The 19,271-nt window shown below is 66.0% G+C and carries 15 protein-coding genes; 9 read left to right on the top strand and 6 right to left on the bottom strand.

The genetic code is table 11. The annotated features are described in order from the left end of the window. Positions 1 to 114: 114 nt before the first annotated feature. The 8 genes from BLT40_RS04355 (at position 115) to BLT40_RS04320 (ending at position 8,071) form a co-directional block, all read left to right on the top strand. The gene (locus tag BLT40_RS04355) at positions 115 to 840 is read left to right on the top strand and encodes a nucleoside/nucleotide kinase family protein (RefSeq protein WP_218124517.1); all 726 of its coding nucleotides are present in this window, start codon (positions 115 to 117) and stop codon (positions 838 to 840) included. Next, positions 837 to 1,553 carry a nucleoside/nucleotide kinase family protein gene (locus BLT40_RS04350; RefSeq protein WP_090351704.1) on the top strand — a complete coding sequence of 239 codons (717 nt, stop codon included), beginning with the start codon at positions 837 to 839 and terminating at the stop codon, positions 1,551 to 1,553. Before BLT40_RS04355 ends, BLT40_RS04350 begins: the two co-directional genes overlap by 4 nt. Before the next feature lie 200 nt (positions 1,554 to 1,753). Then, positions 1,754 to 3,487 (top strand): fatty acyl-AMP ligase, encoded by a 1,734-nt coding sequence (locus BLT40_RS04345; protein ID WP_090351702.1) that lies wholly within the window; start codon positions 1,754 to 1,756, stop codon positions 3,485 to 3,487. Between the two features lie 2 nt (positions 3,488 to 3,489). Next, positions 3,490 to 4,455: an NAD-dependent epimerase/dehydratase family protein gene (locus tag BLT40_RS04340; RefSeq protein ID WP_079520152.1), complete on the top strand. Its 966-nt coding sequence runs from the start codon at positions 3,490 to 3,492 to the stop codon at positions 4,453 to 4,455. Between the two features lie 13 nt (positions 4,456 to 4,468). After that, positions 4,469 to 4,720, top strand: coding sequence for an acyl carrier protein (locus BLT40_RS04335; RefSeq protein ID WP_079520154.1), 252 nt, complete (start codon positions 4,469 to 4,471; stop codon positions 4,718 to 4,720). Beyond that, positions 4,717 to 5,901: a serine palmitoyltransferase gene (locus tag BLT40_RS04330; protein WP_090351699.1), complete on the top strand. Its 1,185-nt coding sequence runs from the start codon at positions 4,717 to 4,719 to the stop codon at positions 5,899 to 5,901. The genes BLT40_RS04335 and BLT40_RS04330 overlap by 4 nt, the downstream gene beginning before the upstream one ends. Beyond that, the gene (locus tag BLT40_RS04325) at positions 5,898 to 7,235 is read left to right on the top strand and encodes a lipopolysaccharide biosynthesis protein (RefSeq protein ID WP_090351697.1); all 1,338 of its coding nucleotides are present in this window, start codon (positions 5,898 to 5,900) and stop codon (positions 7,233 to 7,235) included. Before BLT40_RS04330 ends, BLT40_RS04325 begins: the two co-directional genes overlap by 4 nt. Further along, on the top strand, positions 7,232 to 8,071 hold the full coding sequence (locus BLT40_RS04320) for a hypothetical protein (protein WP_090351694.1): 840 nt from the start codon (positions 7,232 to 7,234) through the stop codon (positions 8,069 to 8,071). The genes BLT40_RS04325 and BLT40_RS04320 overlap by 4 nt, the downstream gene beginning before the upstream one ends. Here the strand turns inward: BLT40_RS04320 and BLT40_RS04315 are convergent. The 6 genes from BLT40_RS04315 to BLT40_RS04290 all read right to left on the bottom strand — a co-directional run bounded on the left by BLT40_RS04315 (position 8,068) and on the right by BLT40_RS04290 (position 18,322). Beyond that, positions 8,068 to 9,441 (bottom strand): efflux transporter outer membrane subunit, encoded by a 1,374-nt coding sequence (locus BLT40_RS04315; RefSeq protein WP_176809098.1) that lies wholly within the window; start codon positions 9,439 to 9,441, stop codon positions 8,068 to 8,070. The two genes, BLT40_RS04320 and BLT40_RS04315, sit on opposite strands and share 4 nt — an antisense overlap. Beyond that, a complete protein-coding gene (locus BLT40_RS04310) occupies positions 9,438 to 12,554 on the bottom strand; it encodes an efflux RND transporter permease subunit (RefSeq protein ID WP_090351689.1) in 3,117 nt (1,038 codons plus the stop codon). Before BLT40_RS04310 ends, BLT40_RS04315 begins: the two co-directional genes overlap by 4 nt. A gap of 10 nt (positions 12,555 to 12,564) precedes the next feature. Beyond that, the gene (locus tag BLT40_RS04305; RefSeq protein WP_090351687.1) at positions 12,565 to 15,654 is read right to left on the bottom strand and encodes an efflux RND transporter permease subunit; all 3,090 of its coding nucleotides are present in this window, start codon (positions 15,652 to 15,654) and stop codon (positions 12,565 to 12,567) included. Next, a complete protein-coding gene (locus tag BLT40_RS04300) occupies positions 15,651 to 16,862 on the bottom strand; it encodes an efflux RND transporter periplasmic adaptor subunit (RefSeq protein WP_079520168.1) in 1,212 nt (403 codons plus the stop codon). The genes BLT40_RS04305 and BLT40_RS04300 overlap by 4 nt, the downstream gene beginning before the upstream one ends. Continuing rightward, entirely contained in the window at positions 16,862 to 18,001 is a 1,140-nt protein-coding gene (locus BLT40_RS04295; RefSeq protein WP_217699714.1) for a hypothetical protein, read from the bottom strand. Before BLT40_RS04295 ends, BLT40_RS04300 begins: the two co-directional genes overlap by 1 nt. A 126-nt stretch (positions 18,002 to 18,127) precedes the next feature. Continuing rightward, positions 18,128 to 18,322 (bottom strand): hypothetical protein, encoded by a 195-nt coding sequence (locus BLT40_RS04290; RefSeq protein ID WP_079520170.1) that lies wholly within the window; start codon positions 18,320 to 18,322, stop codon positions 18,128 to 18,130. A 167-nt stretch (positions 18,323 to 18,489) separates the two neighbouring features. Here BLT40_RS04290 and BLT40_RS04285 point away from each other — a divergent pair, with 167 nt between their 5' ends. Next, entirely contained in the window at positions 18,490 to 19,254 is a 765-nt protein-coding gene (locus BLT40_RS04285; protein ID WP_079520345.1) for a DUF72 domain-containing protein, read from the top strand. Positions 19,255 to 19,271 lie beyond the last annotated feature (17 nt).

The raw sequence follows: 19,271 nt of genomic DNA, 5'->3' as shown, positions 1-19,271 counted from the left end.
GGACTGAAAAAATGGTTCATTAAATCTCGCTGATGCGCGCGGTCTTACGACCGTAGACGCAAGAATATGCCATGTAATAAAATTGTATTCATCCTGCGCTACCGGCTGTCTGGTGTGCCTCTCCTTTCTGATTCCGATGACTTCCACCCGACGGTGGGGGTGATCGCGCTTACCGGTTGCGATGGCTCCGGCAAGTCCACACTGGCGGCGAAGCTCGTCGCCCAGCTGCGCGAACAACGCCCCACGGAGGCCCTGTACCTCGGCCAGTCGTCGGGCCGGATCGCCGAGTGGATCCGCACGCTGCCCCTGATCGGGCCACGCTTCAACGCGTACCTGCTGCGCAAATCCGACCAGGTTCACGATAAGCCGTCGATGCCGCCGGGCAACGTCGCGGCATTCGTGATCTACATGCTGTCGCGTTGGCGCGCTCACAAGTTCCGACGCATGCTCGCCCTGTGCCGGCGCGGCGTCCTGGTGGTCACGGACCGTTACCCACAGGCGGAAATTCCCGGGTTCTACTGCGACGGCCCGCAACTGGCGAAGACCGAAGGGGGCAACTGGTGGATCCGACGCCTCCGCGCGAGCGAGCAACGCCTTTACCAATGGATGGCGTCCAGCGTGCCAGCGCTCGTCATCCGTCTGAACGTCGATGCCGAGACGGCGCATGCGCGCAAACCCGACCACAAGATGGCATCGCTTCGCCAGAAGGTCGCTACCTTGCCGACGCTTCGGTTCAACGGGGCGCGGATCCTCGACCTCGATGGCCGTGACGATCAGGGTGCCATTCTCGATCGTTCGTTGCGCGCGGTGAGCACGGCTGTGCCGTTGCTGTCCTCATGACGGCGGCCGAGACCCTGCGGCCGCCGATCGCGCGGCTCATCGCCGTCGTGGGATGCGACGGGACCGGCAAATCGACGCTGACCCACGACATCGTCAGAACGCTGAAGCAGACGCGCAGCGTCCAGCGCCGTTACCTCGGGCTGATATCCGGCGAAACCGGCGACAAGATCAAGCGCCTGCCGCTCATCGGTCCCCGCCTGGAAAGGCGCCTGGCGGCCAAAGCCGCCAGCGCTCAGGACATGCGCAACAAGGTGCCCGGCGTGCTCGGCTCGCTCGTCATGTACGGGTTATCCGTCTGGCGGGCCGCTCACCTGCGCCGGGTGTGCCGGCTCGCGGAGCGCGGCACGCTGATCATCACGGACCGCTATCCCCAGGCTGAGATTGCAGGCTTTCGTTACGACGGTCCCGGCCTGGGCCTCGCGCGCAGCGAACACTGGCTCGTGCGCAAGCTTGCCGTGCGCGAGCAGCGCTTGTACGAACGCATGGCGACCTATCGCCCTTCGCTCGTCATCAAGCTCGATATCGACTTCGCCACGGCGCATGCGCGCAAGCCGGACCACGGCGCGGAAGAGCTGAACGACAAGATTGCGGTGATGTCACGGCTGCGCTTCAACGGCGCCCGTCTCTTCGATCTCGACACCCGTGCCCCGTACGCCGAGGTCTTCGCCGCGGCCATGGCCGCCATCCACGATCTCCCGGCCCAGGGGGCCTGAGCGCGTCCCGCTGCGCGCCCTAGCGCAATCTTACGTCGGCCTGAGGTTTTTCTTAACAAATCCTCGGATTATGGTACCCTTGGGTACAGTAAACGCACGGCAATAACCCAGTAACAGACCGGTAACACGGGGGTTGGCCCCAGTGGCACGGGACTCGTTGAGACGCGACTAACACTATGAGCGCAGACGGAAACATTGCGATGCAGGCCGGCCTGGCGACGCCGACCACGAACACGGTGCCCATGCGACGCGGCGACTTCGCCAGTCTGGCCGAGGCGCTCGACTACGCGGCATGCGGCGTGACAGGTGCAAATTTCTACGCTGGCGGCAAGCTCGACACCGCGCTGCCTTATCGAACCTTGCGAGCGCAGGCTCGCGAGCTCGCGCAGAAACTGGCCAGCCTCGGCCTCGAACGCGGCGCGTGCCTGGCCATCGTCGCGGAGACGACGCCGGATTTCCTGCGTTTCTTCTTCGCCTGCCAGTATGCGGGCCTCGTGCCTGTCGCGCTGCCGTCCTCGGTGAATCTGGGCGGACACGACGCTTACGTGCACAAGCTGCGCGGCATGTTGCAGGCCTGCGAGGCCGTGATCGCCGTGGCCTCGCCCGCGTTCCAGGGTTTCCTCGGGGAAGCCGTGAGTGGCCTGGGCATCGTCATGTGGGGCGAGCCGCAGGCATTCGATGCCCTGCCCCGCCATGACGTCGAATTACAGCCCATCGGCCCGCACGAAGTGGCCTATCTGCAGTTCACCTCGGGCAGCACCGGCACCCCGAAAGCCGCCGTGATCACCCAGGAAGCCCTGCTTGCCAACGCCCGGGGATCGATCAACGACGGCCTCGATCTGCGCGACAGCGACCGCTTCGCATCGTGGCTGCCGTTCTATCACGACATGGGTCTGGTCGGCTGCCTGCTGACCGTCGTGGCGAGCCAGCGCTCGATCGATTACCTGGACACGCGTGAGTTCGCGATGCGTCCGCGTCGCTGGCTCGAGCTGATGACCGAATCGAAAGCCACCATTTCCTACAGTCCGCCGTTCGGTTACGAGATGTGTGCACGACGCGTCCGCCCGTCGGACATCGCGGCATACGATCTGTCGAACTGGCGTGCCGCGGGTATCGGCGCGGAGCCCATCCTGCCGGAAGTACCGGCGCGCTTCGCCGAGATGCTGGCACCCGCCGGCTTCGACGCGAAGGCGTTCGTGCCCTCCTACGGCATGGCCGAAGCATCGCTTGCCGTCAGTTTCGCACCGCTGGACACCGGCATCGTGGTCGAGTGGCTCGATCCCGTGGACCTCGCGGAGAACCTGCGCGCCACGCCGGTCGCCGAAGGCACCGGCAGCGGTTTCGTCCGATGCGGCGGACCGTTGCCCGGCCATGACCTCGACGTGCGCGACAACGCCGGCCGTCGCCTGCCGGAACGCCACGTAGGCCGGATCCTCGTGCGCGGTCCCAGCCTGATGTCGGGGTACTTCCGCCAGCCGGAACTCAACGCGCAGGTGATGGGTGATGACGGCTGGCTCGACACCGGCGACATCGGTTACGTGGTCGATGGCGAAGTGGTGATCACCGGCCGGCACAAGGACATGATCATCGTCAACGGGCGCAACATCCTGCCTCAGGACATCGAACGCATCGTCGAACGCCAACCGGAACTGCGCTCGCAGGATGCGTCGGCGTTCGGCATTCCCGGCCCCGGGGGAGCGGAAATCGCCGCGGTGGTCGTACAGTGCAATTCGCTCGATCCCGATGTCCGCGCCGCCCTGGTGCGGCGCGTACGGCGCGACGTGCTCGAAGAACTCGGCATTGCCTGCATCATCGAGCTGGTACCTCGCCACACGCTGCCGCGCACGTCCTCCGGGAAGTTGTCGCGTTCGGCGACGCGCACCGGATACCTCGAGCGTCAGTCCATGCGGGATGCGACCGGAGCCGCGGCGTAACGATGAAGGAACTCGCCGACGCGGGGCATCCCGTGATTGCTTTGACGGGGGCGACGGGCTTCATTGGCACGGTGCTGCGCGAACAGCTGATGGCTGCCGGATACCGTGTGCGGGCGTTGTACAGACCTCGTCCCGGGCGGGTACCGGAGAATGCGCCCGGCCTTAAGTGGATCGCCGGCGACCTCAACGATCGCGACGCCCTCGCCGCCCTCGTGGAAGGCGCGGACGCGGTCGTGCACTGCGCCGGCAACGTGCGCGGCGCGCGCGCCGCCGATTTCGACGTGGTCAATGAAGCCGGTGTCATCGACATCGTGCGTGCGGCGCGGGAAGAAAGCCACTGCCACCGGTTCCTGCTGGTGTCGTCGCTGGCGGCCCGCGAGCCGCAGCTGTCCGACTACTCACGCAGCAAGTGGCTCGGTGAACGCGCCCTGGCAGCCCACGCCGGCGACCTCGTGTGGGCTGCGCTGCGGCCGCCGGCGGTCTACGGGCCAGGCGATCGCGAGATGCTTCCGCTCTTCCAGAGCATGGCACGCGGCATCGCGCCGATACCCGGCAGCGGCGACGGTCGCTTTTCCCTGATCCATGTGAGCGATCTCGCCTCGGCTATCGTGGCCTGGCTGCGCTCGGACACACAGTCGGGGCAGACTTTCGAACTCGACGACGGTCACGCGGGCGGCTACGACTGGGACACCGTGCTGAGCACGGCGTCACGCGTCCTGCGCGACAACGCGCCGATCCGTCGCCTCCTCATCCCCGCGCCGTTATTACGCGCGATCGCCGGAGCGAACCGCGCCGCGGCGCGCGTGTTCGGTTACGCCCCCATGCTGACCCCCGGCAAGGTCCGCGAACTGACGCATGCCGACTGGGTATGCGACGGCCGCGCCTTTACCCGCGCCACCGGTTGGACACCCGACATCGGGTTTGAACGTGGCCTTGCCGCCACGCTCGGCAACACCGTGACGCACTGAACGGAATACCCTGATGAACCATCAAGACATCGTTGCGAAGCTTGTCGACATCCTCGAGCCACTCGCGGAGGGCCGCGTCGCGTCCATCGGCGAGAACACGGAACTCACCGGCGAACTGGAACTCGATTCACTGCGGGTCATGGACCTGGTGCTGGCGGTCGAGGACGAGTTCGACATCTCGATTCCCATCAACGCCCTCGCGGAAATCAAGACCGTCGGCGACCTCGCGACGCAGATCGAAACGACGCTGAGCGCAAACGCATGAGAGAGAATCCCAGGCTTCAGGCGGTACAAGCCGTCCGGCAGGAGCTCGCCACCCTGGGGATCGATCCGTTCGGCGTGCAGATCGACCGCATTCTTTCGCCCACGGAAGGCCTGATCCACGGCCGCCGCACGATCCTGGCGGGCACGAACAACTACCTCGGACTGACGTTCGATCCCGGCACGATCGCCGCGGCGCGCGAAGCGCTCGAGGCGGCCGGCACGGGCACCACGGGCTCGCGCATGGCCAATGGCAGCTACGCGGGACACCGCGAGCTGGAAGTGGATCTGGCGGCGTTCTACGGCAAACGCGACGCCATCGTCTTCTCCACCGGCTATCAGGCCAACCTCGGCATGATCTCCGCGCTGGTGGGCACCGGCGACGTCGTCATGATCGACGCCGACAGCCACGCCAGCATCTACGATGGCTGCCGGCTGAGCGGCGCCAACGTCATTCGTTTCCGTCACAACGACGCCGCCGATCTGGCCAAGCGCATGCGCCGTCTTGGCGACGACGCGGCCAACGCGCTGATCGTCGTCGAAGGCGTCTACAGCATGCTCGGCGACCGCGCTCCCCTGCGCGATTTCGCTCGCGTGAAGCGGGAGTTCGGTGCCACGCTGATGGTGGACGAAGCCCACTCCATGGGCGTGCTCGGCAGCAAGGGGCGCGGCCTGGCCGATGAGCAAGGTGTGCTTGCCGACGTCGACTACGTGGTCGGCACCTTCAGCAAGAGCCTCGGAAACACGGGCGGCTTCTGCGTCAGCGACTCGCCGGATCTGGACGTGCTGCGCTATGCCAGCCGGCCTTACGTTTTCACCGCGTCCCTGCCGCCCGCGACCATCGCCGCCACCCGGCAGGCGCTGCGCACGCTGTCGGCCGCCGACGACCTGCGACTGCGCCTGCAGAACAATGCCGAGCGTCTGCACGCGGGCCTGGGCGCGCTCGGCTTCCGGCTCGGCGCTCCGGCGAACGCCGTCGTCGCCGTCCTTGTCGGCGACAAGCTCGAGGCGCTGCGCTTCTGGGACCACCTGCTCAAACACGGTGTCTACGTCAACCTCATGGTTCCGCCGGCCACGCCCGGGGGCGAATCGTTGCTCCGCTGCAGCGTCAGCGCCGCTCACACGCCCGAGCAGATCGACGCCATCTGCGCCGCGTTCGCCAGCTGGACTGGCGCCAAAGCATGAAGCACTGGTTCTCCGATGGCGCTTTCCGCGCCATCGTGCGCAACGCGTCCTATCTGGCTTCCAGCAACGTCGCCAGCGCGTTGCTGGGATTGCTGTCGCTCGCGTGTGCGGGACGTGGCATGACGCCGGAGCTGTTCGGCACGCTGGTGGTCGTTCAGGCGTACGCGAAAAGCGTCAGTGATTTCGTCAAGTTTCAGACCTGGCAATTCATCGTTCAGTTCGGCACCCCCGCGCTGGCCCATCAGGACGTGGCCCGCTTTCGCGATGTCACGGGCCTGTCCTTCGGACTGGATCTGGCGAGCGGCGCGGTCGCCCTGGTGGGTGGCGTGGTGCTGCTCCCGCTGCTCGGCCATGCCGTCGGCATCTCGCCCGCGGACTTCTGGTGGGCACTGGGCTACTGCACTCTGATTCCGACCATGACCGCGGCGACACCGACCGGCATCCTGCGCTCGATCGATCGCTTCGACCTGATCGCGGTTCAGCAAGCCATTACGCCGCTGCTGCGCGCGGCCGGCAGTGTCATCGCGTACTTCGGCCATCTCGGATTTCCGGGCTTCATCGCTACCTGGTATGTCTCGAGCCTGGCCGGAGACGGCGTGCTGTGGCTGTTCGCCGTCCGCGAACTCCGCCGTCAGCGGATCGATCATGCGCTGCGCCCGGGCCTGCTCGGTCCCGCCCGCCGTATCAAGGGCGCATGGGATTTCGTCTGGACGACGAACATCGCGCACTCGATCTGGTCCGCCCGCAACGCCGGTACCAACGTGCTGGTCGGCATCATCCTGGGACCGACCGCGGCCGGCTTGTTCAAGGTGGCGCTTACCTTCTTCGACGCCGCCGGCACGCCGGCGTCGCTGATGCAGAAAAGCTTCTATCCGGAAATCATGCGCATGGACCCGGCCAGCACACGCCCGTGGAAGCTGGGGCTGCGCTCGGCGACGCTGGCCGGCGGCGTCGGTCTTCTGGTCGCCTTACTGGTCATCGTCGTCGGCAAGCCGCTGATCTCGACGGTGTTCGGAGCGCAGTATCTCGAGTCTTACAACCTGCTCCAGGTCATGTCCGCCGCCCTGGTGGTCTCGATGGCCGGCTTCCCGCTCGAATCGCTGCTGTACATCGCCAGCCGTCAGCGTGCCGCCCTGGTCGCCCAGGCGCTGGCGGCCCTTCTTTACGCCCTGTTGCTGGTCGGACTGTCGCATTATCTCGGCATCATGGGCGCCGCCATCGCCTACTTCGGCGGACAGTGCCTGGAGGCCTTCTTCTCGCTGATTCCGACGATCGGCGCGTACCGCAAGCGACATACGCTTTCGTTCTACAAGCCCGAGGAAGCGCAGACATGATCCGCCGCCGTGACCACGCATGGCCGACCTTTCCGGCCGAAGCGCTCCGACGTCTGTTCGACGCCGTCGATGTCGACGATATCGTCGATGCGCATGTCGCCCTGCCCGACCCCATCGTTCTGAGCTGCCCCGAGGGCACGATGCGCGACTGCTACGCGCTGTGCCTGCAGTTCTGGGAAGAAGGCGTGCGGCGGGAAGAGCTCCTGGGACTCGTCGGAAAGCTGCTTCGCAACGAAGGGTTGAGCGCGGACGAGCGCCTGCATTTCAAGCACATCCGCGCCCGGTACAAACACCTCCGTTTCGCGCAGCGCCTGTACAGCGAAGGTCACACTTCCAGCTATCTTTTCGACCTGACGACACGCGTGCTCGGCCACTTGCAGGATGCGTTCCGCAGCGGCAGGCGCGGCGGCATCGTCCGCCACGGGCTAAGACTGCGCGTTCTGTTGTCCAGGCCCGTGTGGACGATGGTACGGCGGACCATGGAACGCACGCGCATCGATACCGAAGCCGGGCTGATCGCGTTGCAGCGGGCTGAAATGCGGCGCCTCGCCGGGGCGGTGTCGCGCACGCACTTCGCGGGCCACGAATTCCATACCGTGCGCAAGATCGTCAGCATGCAGGTGTCCTACTACGACACCCTGCGCTCGCTCGGTCCCGACGAGCATGCCTTGCGCATGTCGAGGTTTCTGGCGGCCATCAATGGCCTGATGGGCTCGCGTCACGACGAAATGGTGGCCGAGGCCCTCTCCGGCCGGCGTCATTACCGCACGCCGGCTCCGCTGGCCAACGAGATTCGTTCACGCCTCGAAACGCTGATCGCCCGCTACCCCGTTTAGGGTGATCGGTGCTCAGGGACGGGCGGCGACGGAGAAGACCACCCGCCGCCCAGCGCCATGATCAGATTGACGCTGGCGTCCAGCCGGCGAACGCGAAGCTGAAGTTCGCCACGGCCCGCGTCGAGGGAAGCATTGGCCGCCTCCACGACAGCGGAATAGTCGGCGACACCTTCCCTGTACTGGTTTCGCGTGACCCGGTCGGATTCGTTGGCCGCCGCGGCGGCCCTGTCCTGCAGCTCCGCCGCACCGGACAGCGTGCTCGTGATCACGAGGCCGTCTTCCACTTCGCGGAAAGCATCGAGCACCGTCTGGCGGTAATTGGCGACAGCCTCGTTATAGGCCTCGCTGGCATTGGCGGCCTGTGCCTGCAGCCGTCCACCCGTGAATAACGGTGCGCGTACATCGGCGGTCCCCGTGGGACCGCGGAGGATGCCGATGCCGGCCGCGAGGTTGATCGTCGGCAACGCTTCCGCCCTGGCCACGCCGATGCGCGCGCTGGCCGCCGCCATACGACGCTCGCTGGCGGCGACATCCGGCCGGCGTTCGAGCAACGTCGCGGGTACGCCCGCGGGAATTGCCGGGACCTGCACGTCGAACGCCGCAGGGGCGATCGCAAAGTCCGCCGGCGCCTTGCCGAGCATCACCGCGATCGCGTGCTCCAGCTGGGCTCGCGCGCTCCTGGTATCCGCCAGTTGCATCTGCGCCGTACTCGCCCGCATCAGCGCCTCGGCGACGTTCGCGCTCGATGCCTGTCCCTGGGCGTACTGGTTGCCCACCATGCGATGCCACTGATCGTTTGCCTCGGCGCTTCGCTGAAGCAGCACGATCAGCGCATCGTCCTGACGCAGCGCAAAGTAGCTTTGCACCAGCTGCGCCTGCATCGAAAGGGTGGCGGCGGCCAGATCGTCGGCGCTGGCGTCGGCGGCTGCCCGATGGGCTTCGACGTCACGGCGGATCCGCCCCCACAGATCCAGCTCCCAGCTGACGCCCAGGCCGAAGTCGTTCTCGTTCTTGCGGCCGGATTTCAGCGTTCCCGCGCTGACCGCCGGTACCGAGGCACCACTGGCGACCTGCACCAGCGCCTGCGCCTCGCGTACGCGTGCCGCCGAGGCCGCCAGCGACTGGTTGCTCACCGCGACTTGCGACACCAGCGCATCGAGCACCGGGTCACCGTAGATCTCCCACCACCTGGCCGAGATAGCGGCTTGCGCACCCGACGACGCATGCGCGCCCGCTTCCTTGTAAGCGGCGGGTACCGGCGCGGAAGGGCGAACATAGTCCGGGCCCACCGGCGCGCAGGCGCCGATGAAGCACACAGCCAGAGTGACGAGGGTAACGCGCCATACACGGGGAGGCATGCGCTCGCTCACGGCAGCGGATCCTCGCGGCCGGTTGACCAACCCGCGTCGTCGCGCCTGCCGAGTTTCTGCATCCATCTGCCTGCCCACTTGCTGAATCGATCGAGGTAAAGGTACACAACGGGAGTCGTGTAAAGGGTCAAGAGCTGACTGACCACGAGGCCGCCGCCCATCGCGATGCCGAGCGGCCGGTGCATCTCGGCACCGTCGCCGCGTGCGACCGCCAGCGGCACCGCGGCGACCATGACGGCGAGAGACGTCATCAGGATGGGGCGAAAGCGCAGCCGGCATGCCAGCTGGATGGCTTCCGTCGGCGTCAGCGCCGATCCGCGCTGCGCGGCCAAGGCGAAGTCCACCATCATGATCGCATTCTTCATCACGATACCGATCAGCGCGAAGATCCCGACCAGTGCGATGACGTCCAGGTCGGTCCGGAAGAGCATCAGCGCAAAGACGGCACCCACGGCGGCCGACGGCAACGTCGAAAGAATCGTCAGCGGGTGCACGCAGCTCTCATAGAGAATACCCAGCACGATGAACAGGGTGAGGAACGCGCCAAGAATGAGGGCCGGCTCGCTGTCCGCCACCTGGCGAGCCGCACCCGCCGACCCTTGCAGGCTGCCGCGGACGGACGTCGGTACGGCCATCCCATCCACGGCCTTCCTGATAGCGAGCGTTGCCTGAGAGAGGGAGACGCCAGGCGCTCTGTCGAACGAAATCGTCGTCGCCACGGACTGAGCGAAATGCGCGATCATCAGTGGCATGTCGTACTGACGCACATGGGCGAGCACGGGTAACGGCACGCTGGCACCGTTCGCTGCGGGAACCTCGATGTGGTTGAACACGTCGGTAGACGTGGCGTGTTCGGGCGCGATCCCCATCAGCACCGGCGTCTGGCTCGACGGAGAAAACATCGTCGTGACCCGGCGGCCTGCGAACGCGTCTCGCAGCACGCCGTCCACCCGTGCGTAGCTGACACCGAACTGCGCCGCGGCATCCCGGTCGACGTGCAGCGCCGTCGCGACGCCCGTCCCGCTACCGCTGCCGTGCACGTTGGACAGCTCCGGCAACCTTGCCATGGCCTCCGCGATACGCGGCACCCATGTCGCCAGCAGCGCCGACGAGTCGGCCTGGATCGTGTATTCGTTGGAGGCGCGGCTACGACGTCCACCCGTGCGGATGTTCTGCACCGACGTCACGGTAAACGTGCCGCCCGAAAGTTTCGCCAGCCTGGCGTTGATACGCGCGGCCACTTCGTCCGCCGTCGCGTCGCGTTGCGAAAGCGGCTTCAGCGTGGCGAACAGCGAACCCGAATCGTGTTCGACATAACCCGCGACACTCGCTATGGCCGGATCCGCACGCACCACCTCGAGATAGCTCGCCAGCTTGGCGCGCGCCACCGGAAAGGAGGCATCCGCGTCGGTGTCGAAGTCGCCGGTGAGCTCACCGGTGTCCTGCCGCGGAAAGAATCCCTTCGGCACGGCGATGTAGAGAAAGACGCTAAGGCAAAGCACGGCCAGCAGGGAAAGCATTGTCAGCGGCGCACGGCGGAGCGCCCACACCAGGCTGTCGTCGTAAGCGGTTTGCAGACGACTGAACGCACGTTCGCTCCAGCGCAGCATCCGCCCTGGTGCGCGCCGGGCGTCTGCCGGTTGCAACCACAACGCGCACAGCATGGGCACGACAGTAAGCGAAACCACCAGCGAGATCGCGATCACGACGGCGAGCGTGACGGAGAATTCGCGCACGAACAGACCGACGTAGCCGCCCATCAGCAACAAGGGAATGAATACCGCGATGAGGACCGCGCTCATACTCACCACCGTGAGACCGACCTCACCAGCACCCACACGCGCCGCCTCGCGCGGCGGCACCCCGTCTTCGATATGGCGCGCGATGTTTTCGACGACGACGACCGCGTCATCCACGGTGAAGCCCACCGCGATGGTGAGTGCCATCAGCGAGAGGATGTCGAGGCTGTACCCCAGCAGGTACATCGCGGTCATCGCACCGAGCAGCGAGATTGGCGCCACGGCGCTGGCGATCAGGGCCGCGCGCAGGTCGCGCAGGAAGACCAGCATGACCAGGACCACCAGCACGACGGCCAGCGCGAGGGTATGTTCGGCCGCGCGCAGCGAGCCGCGGACCGAGGTGGCACGATCGACGATGACGCTCACCTTCATGTCGCCAGGCAGCGAAGCCTGGAGCGCGGGCAGGCGCTTCATCACCCCGTCGATGACATCGATGGTATTGGAGCCGGGCTTGTGGCGGACCAGGGCCAGCACGGCCGGCTCGCCGTTGGCGAGCGCCGCCTGATGTGGGTCGCGCTCCGTCTCGATGACGCGGGCGATGTCACCGAGCGGCACGGCCGTACCATCGCGTCCCGCCACGACGACCGAGCGAAACGCGCTGGCCTTGTCGAACTGACCGTTGGTAGCGACCTGCAGGTAACGGTCACCGGTCTCGATCGCGCCGCCGGCGGCATTCGACACGGCAGCCGACACCGCGTGGCGCACCTGCTCGAAGCCGACACCCCGTTGGTTCATCGCCTGCGGATCCAGGGCTACACGCACGGCGGGGACGGAACTTCCGACCAGTTCGACCTCGCCCACCCCATCCACCTGCGCCAGCGTCTGGCTGAAGGTGGTCGACGCGACGCCATACATCTGACTCGGCGTCGCATGCCGGGAGGTGAGGCCGAGCACCAGCACGGGCGCGTCGGCGGAACTGACCTCGCGATAGCTCGGTGCGGCCGGCATATCGGACGGCAGGTCCGCACGCGCGGCATTGATCGCCGCCTGCACGTCGCGCGACGCCCCGACCACGTTGCGTGACAGGTCGAAGGTGAGCCGCACGTCGGTGCCTCCCGTCGTACTGACGGAGGTCATCTCGGTGAGCCCGGCGATGCGCCCGAGCGCGCGCTCGAGCGGCGTCGCCACGGCCGAGACCATCGTCGCCGGACTGGCACCGGGCAACTCGGCCGACACCTTGATGGTCGGCACGTTCACCTCGGGCAACGAGGCGATCGGCAGCAGCCGCCAGGCAAGCGCCCCTGCGACCACCAGCCCGAGGCAGAGCAGCGAGGTCGCTACCGGCCTGTCGATGAAGAGACGCGACAGATTCATGCCGTCTCACTCACGAGCGACGCCCGCCCCGCTGCAGCACGCGCTCGAACGCCAGATAGATCACCGGCGTGGTGAACAGCGTCAGCAACTGGCTGACCAGCAGCCCCCAGAAGATGCCCACACCCAGGGGGTGACGCAGTTCCGCGCCCATACCGCCGCCCAGCATCAGCGGCAACGCGCCCAGCATCGCGGCCAGCGTGGTCATGATGATCGGACGGAAACGAAGGAGACACGCCTGCACGATGGCATCGCGCGGGAGAAGGCCCTGCTCGCGCTGCGCATCGATCGCGAAGTCGATCAGCATGATCGCGTTCTTCTGCACGATGCCGATCAGCAGGATCACGCCGATCAGCGAGATCACGTCGAGCTCGAAGCCGCCGATGATGAGTGCCAAAAGGGCACCGATGCCGGCTGAGGGAAGCGTCGAAAGAATCGTCAACGGGTGGATGTAGCTCTCGTAGAGTACGCCGAGCACGATGTAGACACTGAGCAGCGTGGCCAGCAGCAACCACGGCTGTCCGCCGCGCGATGCTTCGAACGCCTGCGCGGCGCCCTGCCAGCGCATGTGCATGCCGGCCGGCGGTTTCAGTCGATGCCACGCCGAATCCACGGCTTCCATCGCACCGTCCAGCGACACGCCCGAAGCGAGATTGAACGACACCGTAGCCGCGGGCAACTGGTCGATTCGGGTGACCACCAGCGGCGCGGTGCGCTCCGTCACCTTCGCGATGGATGCGAGGGGAATCAGCGACGCCGCCGGATCCGCAGGGTCGGCACCGGCGTCGCCTGCCCCGCCCTGGCCGGAGAGATAGACACCCTCCATCGCGCTCGCCGTACCGCCCGCGGCGGGCAAGGCCTCGAGGATGACGCGACGCTGGCTGGCGAGGGTGAGCAAGGTGCCGACCTGACGCTGGCCGAAGCTGTTGTACAGCGCGTCACCCACAGCCGCCGACGTGATCCCGTAGCGGCTGGCAAGCTCGTGATCGACATGGACGTAAGCCTCGAGACCGTCGACCTGCTGATCGCTGGTGGTATGGGCCAGGTGCCGGTCGTTCCGCAAGGGCTCCAGCACCCGCGGCAGCCAGGCCGCAAGCTGGGTGGAGTCCGCGTTTTCGACCGAGAACTGGTACTGACCCGGACTGAGGCGGTCGTCGATCGTCAGGTCGGGCACCGGCTGCATGTAGAGCGTAATGCCGGCGACGCCGGACGCCGCGTCCGCGAGTCGCTTCATGACCGCGGGCGCGCGGTCGCGGTGCGACAGCGGCTTGAGGTGGATGAGCAGTCGCCCGCTGTTGAGGGATGGCGCACCGTCACCCACACCGACGAACGACGCGACGCTGGCCACGGCCGGATCGCGCAGGATCGCATGCGTCAACGCCTGCTGCCGCTGGCTCATGGCGGCGAACGATACGGTCGCCGGCGCGACGGTGACGCCCTGAATGTCGCCGCTGTCCTGCCGGGGAAAGAGACCGCGCGGCACGACGAAATACAGCGCGACCGCAAATACCGCCATCGCGCCGACCGTCACGAGTGTCGCGGTCTGCCGTGCCAGGACCCAGCTCAGACCGGCCTCGTAACGCGCGAGTACGCGGGCATGCCACGCTTTGCCCTCGCGCACGGGCGTGCGCCGGAGCATCCGTGCGCACATCATCGGTGTCAGTGTCAGCGACACCACGCCGGAGATCAGAATGGCGACCGCGAGGGTGACCGCGAACTCGCGGAAAAGACGCCCCACCACCCCGCCCATGAACAGCAGCGGGATCAGTACCGCCAGCAGCGACAAGGTGAGCGAGACCACGGTGAACGCGATCTGGCGCGAACCCTTCAGCGCGGCGGCGAATGGCTCTTCCCCCGCTTCGACATAGCGTGCGATGTTCTCGATCATGACGATCGCATCGTCCACCATGAAACCCGTCGCCACGATCAGCGCCATCAGCGTCAGGTTGTTGATCGAGAAGCCCGCGAGGTACATGACCGCGAACGTGCCGATCAGCGACAGCGGCACGACCACACCGGGGATCAGCGTCGCGGCGCCGCCGCCGAGGAACAGGAAGATCACCAGGACCACCAGGATCACGGCGAATACCAGCTCCATCTGTACATCGTGCACGGCGGCACGCACGGACTCCGTGCGATCGGCCAGTGTCGTGACATCGGCGGCCGCGGGCAGCGTCGCCTGCAATTGCGGCAGCACCTGCCGGACGCGATCCACGACCTCGACCACGTTGGCGCCCGGCTGCCTGCGGATCTGCAGGATGATGGCGGGCTGCTCGCCCGACCAGGCGGCAAGACGTGCGTTTTCCGCACCATCGCTCACGCTCGCCACATCGCGCAGGCGAACCACCGCGCCTTCGCGGTGGCCCACGGTCAGATTCGCGAAGGCTTCCGCGCTGTCCAGCGGATCCGCGATGGCGATGTTGGACGAACGCACCGCGCCGTCGAGGGTGCCTTTAGCCACGTTCGAATTGGCCTCGCGAATCGAACCGCGCAGGTCCTCCAGCGTCATGCCACGCGAGCGCAGTTTCGCCGGATCGGCCTGTACCAGGATGGCCGGTTGCTGGCCTCCGCCGAGGCTGACCAGGCCGACGCCGGTCACCTGAGACAACTTGGGCACGAGGCGGGTATCCGCCAGTTCGCGCAGCGTCCGGAGCGGCAACGTCGGGGACGTCAGCGCCAGCGTCATCACCGGCGCATCGGCCGGATTGACCTTGCGGTAGATCGGCGGCTGCGAGATATCGGAAGGCAGTGACGGCGCCACCGCGTTGATCGAAGCCTGCACTTCCTGCTCCGCCACGTCGAGCGGCAGATCCAGATTGAAGCGCAGGGTGATCGTCGAGGCGCCCGCCGAACTCGTCGACGACATCTGGCTCAGCCCTGGCATCTGGCCGAACTGCCGTTCGAGCGGCGCCGTGATGGTCGATCCCACCACCTGCGGTCCGGCCCCCGGATACGCTGTGACGACCTCGATGGTCGGAAAGTCCACTTCCGGCAGCGCCGAGAGCGGCAGAAAGCGATACCCGAACAGGCCGACCAGGAGGATCGCGACGGCTAGCAGCGCGGTTGCGACCGGCCGGAGAATAAACGGACGGGACGGGTTCACGAGCGCGCGGTCGACGTCCGCGCTGAGGCGCCCGCCTCGTCGCGATGACAGGAAGGCGTCTCCGCCGCGGGGGACGGCGCAGGCTCGGCCGCCGCCGTGGCCTGCACTTTCGTCCCGGCGCGCAGCCGGTCCGCGCCTTCGACGACGACCTTCGCCCCCGCTGCGATCCCGGAGGCGATGACGGTGGTGGAAGCGTCCTGAGCACCCAGTTTGACCGGCACGACGGCAGCGGTCTTGTCGTCCTTGATCGCGTAGACGAAGGGCCCCTGAGCGCCCTGCTGGATCGCTGCGGATGGCACCAGGATCGCCTGCGGCAACACATCGACGGGGAGCTTCGCGGTCACGAACTGGTTCGGCAGCAGCGCGCCGTCGGCATTGGCGAACTCGGCTTCGAACTTCACCGTGCCGGTCGTGGGGTCCACCTGATTGTTCGCCGCGAGAAGATGGCCGGTACCCAGTTTGTCGTCAGGGCCGTCGCCGTAAGCATCGACCGGAATACAGGCACCGCCGTTAAGGCGCGCGAGTACGCGCGGAACCACGTTGACCGGTACGGAGAAGAGGACCTTGCTGGGCTGCGACTGCGTGACGGTGACGATGCCACGAGCGTCCGACGGGCCCACCAGATTGCCCGGGTCGACGCGCCGCAAGCCCACCATTCCCGAGATCGGCGAGACGATCCGCGCGTTGGACACCTGAAGGTTGGCGCTGCCGATACGGCCCTGCTCGGATTTCACCTCGGCGGCGTACTGCCGTACCAACGAGCGCTGATCGGCGACCCGCTGACGCGAGATGGAATCCTGCGCGAGGAGCGCCTCATAGTGCTTGAGCGTTTCTTCCGCATTGGCCAGCTGCGCCTGACTGCGGCCCAGATCGCCGGTTGCGAGCTGGAGCTGTGCCTGCGAGGCTCGCGGATCGATCTCGGCCAGCAGATCGCCCTTCCTGACCTGCTGCCCGCCGCTGAAGGCGACGCGCGTGAGCACTCCATCCACCTGGCTCCGCACCAGCACGCTGTTGAACGGGGTGACCGTTCCCGGCTGCACGCGATAGACGACGAATCCGCCTTGCCGGACGGTGGCCGTGACGACCGGCACCGCCTGATCGGCTACCGAGGCACCGTCTTTTTTGCCGTGTCCGACCCACCATACAATCGCGGCGACCGCGACGATGCCGACGACCGCCACGGTTCCACGCGAGGATTGCTTCGCCATCAGAGCTGCCTTTCGTAGACGCGATAGCGCTTGTAGTCACGACCGCCGATCGCTTCGATGATGTTGCGCATGCCGGCGTTGTCTTCGAGGATCCAGGACAACTCGACCTCCTCGACGCCACGCGCCACCAGATGATGCCGGACGGCATCGATCACCAGAAATGCCAGTCCGGGACCGAGCGGCGTGTTATGAAAGCTGCGACGCACGCCCATGAGCGGCACGCGCGACGACTTCGGGAAGCGCTTCTTGAGCCGCCACAGCAGCTTGACCCAGTTGAACGGCAGCAGCTTGCCGTCGAAGTCCCTGATCACTTCGTTGACGTTGGGCAAGGCGACGATGAACGCGGCCGGTTCGCCGTCCACCTCGGCGATCTGGATCAGCTCCGAGGCGATCAAGACCTTCAGGGTGTGACCGAGATCCTTGAATTCGGCTTCGGTGAACGGCACGAAGCCCCAGTTATCGGCCCAGGCATCGTTGAAGATATCGCGCAGCGTGGCCAGTTCTTCATCGAAACGGCTGCGGTCGAGCGGGCGCACGCGGATGCGCTGCTTCGACTTGCCGAGCAAGCGGTTCATCACTTTGGGCTCGGGAAAGTCGGGCGCGACGACATAGGCCAACATGTCCTTGGCTTTCGCGTAGCCTGCCTGCTCGATGTGCGAGCCGTAATACGGCCGCGTATGACCCATCATGAAATAGGGCGACGTATCGAAGCCGTCGATGAGAAGGCCCACCTCGTCGTTGATCGACAGACTGAGCGGCCCGCGTATGCGTTCGATACCCTCGCCTCGGAGCCAGTCTTCCGCCGTCCGGAGCAACGCGGCGAAGGTCTCCGGGTTGTCCTCGGCGTCGAGCATGCCGAAGAAGCCCGCACCGTCGGCGTGGCGCTGCAGGTGCAGGGAATCTATCTGGGCACTGATCCTGCCAACCGGGCGATCACCGCGATAGGCGATCCACCCCTTCCACCGGGCATGCTCGAACCATGGGTTGGTTTTTGCACCGAGGTGGAGTTTTCGTTCAAGAAATAAAGGCGCGATCCATGCGGGATCCGATCCCAGGATCGCGCCCGGTACCTTGATGAACCGGTCCAGTTCGGCCTTGCTATCAAGGGGAACGATGCGCAGCGAGGCGGAGTTGCTCAATTCTGGGATCCCTGAAAAGCGGATTAAGACATGTGTTTGCCATATCGGCGAAACATGATTTTAATCTTGCGAATCCCAATTTGATATACCCGCGAGGCTAGTAATTCAAAAGCGTGCCTCCCTACCCTATCGCTGACCGCTCTTGCCCGGATCCCGCCGTCCCTTCTGATCCGCGCCGTCGGTCGCCACATCGTCCGGCCGGGTCTGACCGACCTGGTCCGAGGGCTCGTTCGCCGGCTTGTCCTGGCCGGGGTTGGCCGCTGGATTGTTGGACCCACCGACGCCGATGGAGGAATGCTGCACGCTGTCGCGGTCGCTCATGGTGTTCTCTCCTCTCAGAAGAACGAATCGTTGCCCCACCTCCGTGACGAAAGAGCGTGTCGGCGGTGTTCATTGCGTGACTGAGTCAGGAGGCCCGGTGAAGACCTCATGCGACGTTGTCCGGTCAGGCCACCGTGCGTTCACGCCGTCTGACCAAGACTGCCCGCATGAACCAAACCACTCACGCTTCCGAATCGCCCGCCCTGCGAGTGGGCTGCGCGGGCTGGTCGCTTGCGTCGAAGGTCGCCTCGTCGTTCGGCACCGAGGGCACTCATCTGGAGCGCTATGCGCGGGTGTTTTCCTGCGTCGAGATCAACTCGTCCTTCTATCGGTCGCACCAGGAGAAGACCTACCTTCGCTGGGGGGAAAGCGTTCCTGAAAGCTTTCGCTTCAGCGTGAAGATGCCTCGAACGATCACGCACGAGCTTCGCCTGCAGCACTGTGAAGCGCCGCTCGCCGCCTTTCTGCGTGAGGTGTCAGGACTGAAGGCCAAGCTCGGTTGCATCCTGATCCAGCTTCCCCCGAGCCTTGCACTTGATTCAAAAACAGCGAGAGCATTTTTCCGCCGTCTGCGGAAGATCACATCCACCCCCGTCGTGTGCGAGCCGCGACACGCTTCCTGGTTTACGGCGAAGGCGGATGCGTTGTTACGAGAAGGGGACATATCGATCGTCCAGGCCCATCCCTCGCCCGTCGCCGGTGTCGAGCCAATGCTTCACCCCGAGCTTCTTTACATTCGGTTGCACGGCGCCCCCGAGATCTACTATTCCGCATACGACCGCACGTTCATCGACAGCGTCGCCACGAGGATGCGGCTGTCAGCCGGCGACGGACGCGACGCGTGGTGCATTTTTGACAACACGGCACGCGGAGAGGCCGTCCCCAATGCCCTGACGCTGAAGGCCATGCTCGATGCCGAGCAGCCGGATTGATGCTGAAACTCGTTGAC

The sequence above is a fragment of the Dyella sp. 333MFSha genome (assembly GCF_900102405.1).
In the GTDB taxonomy this organism is placed as follows: domain Bacteria; phylum Pseudomonadota; class Gammaproteobacteria; order Xanthomonadales; family Rhodanobacteraceae; genus Luteibacter; species Luteibacter mycovicinus.
Note: the sequence above shows the minus strand (reverse complement) of the source record. Positions and strands in the feature narration are given on the sequence as shown.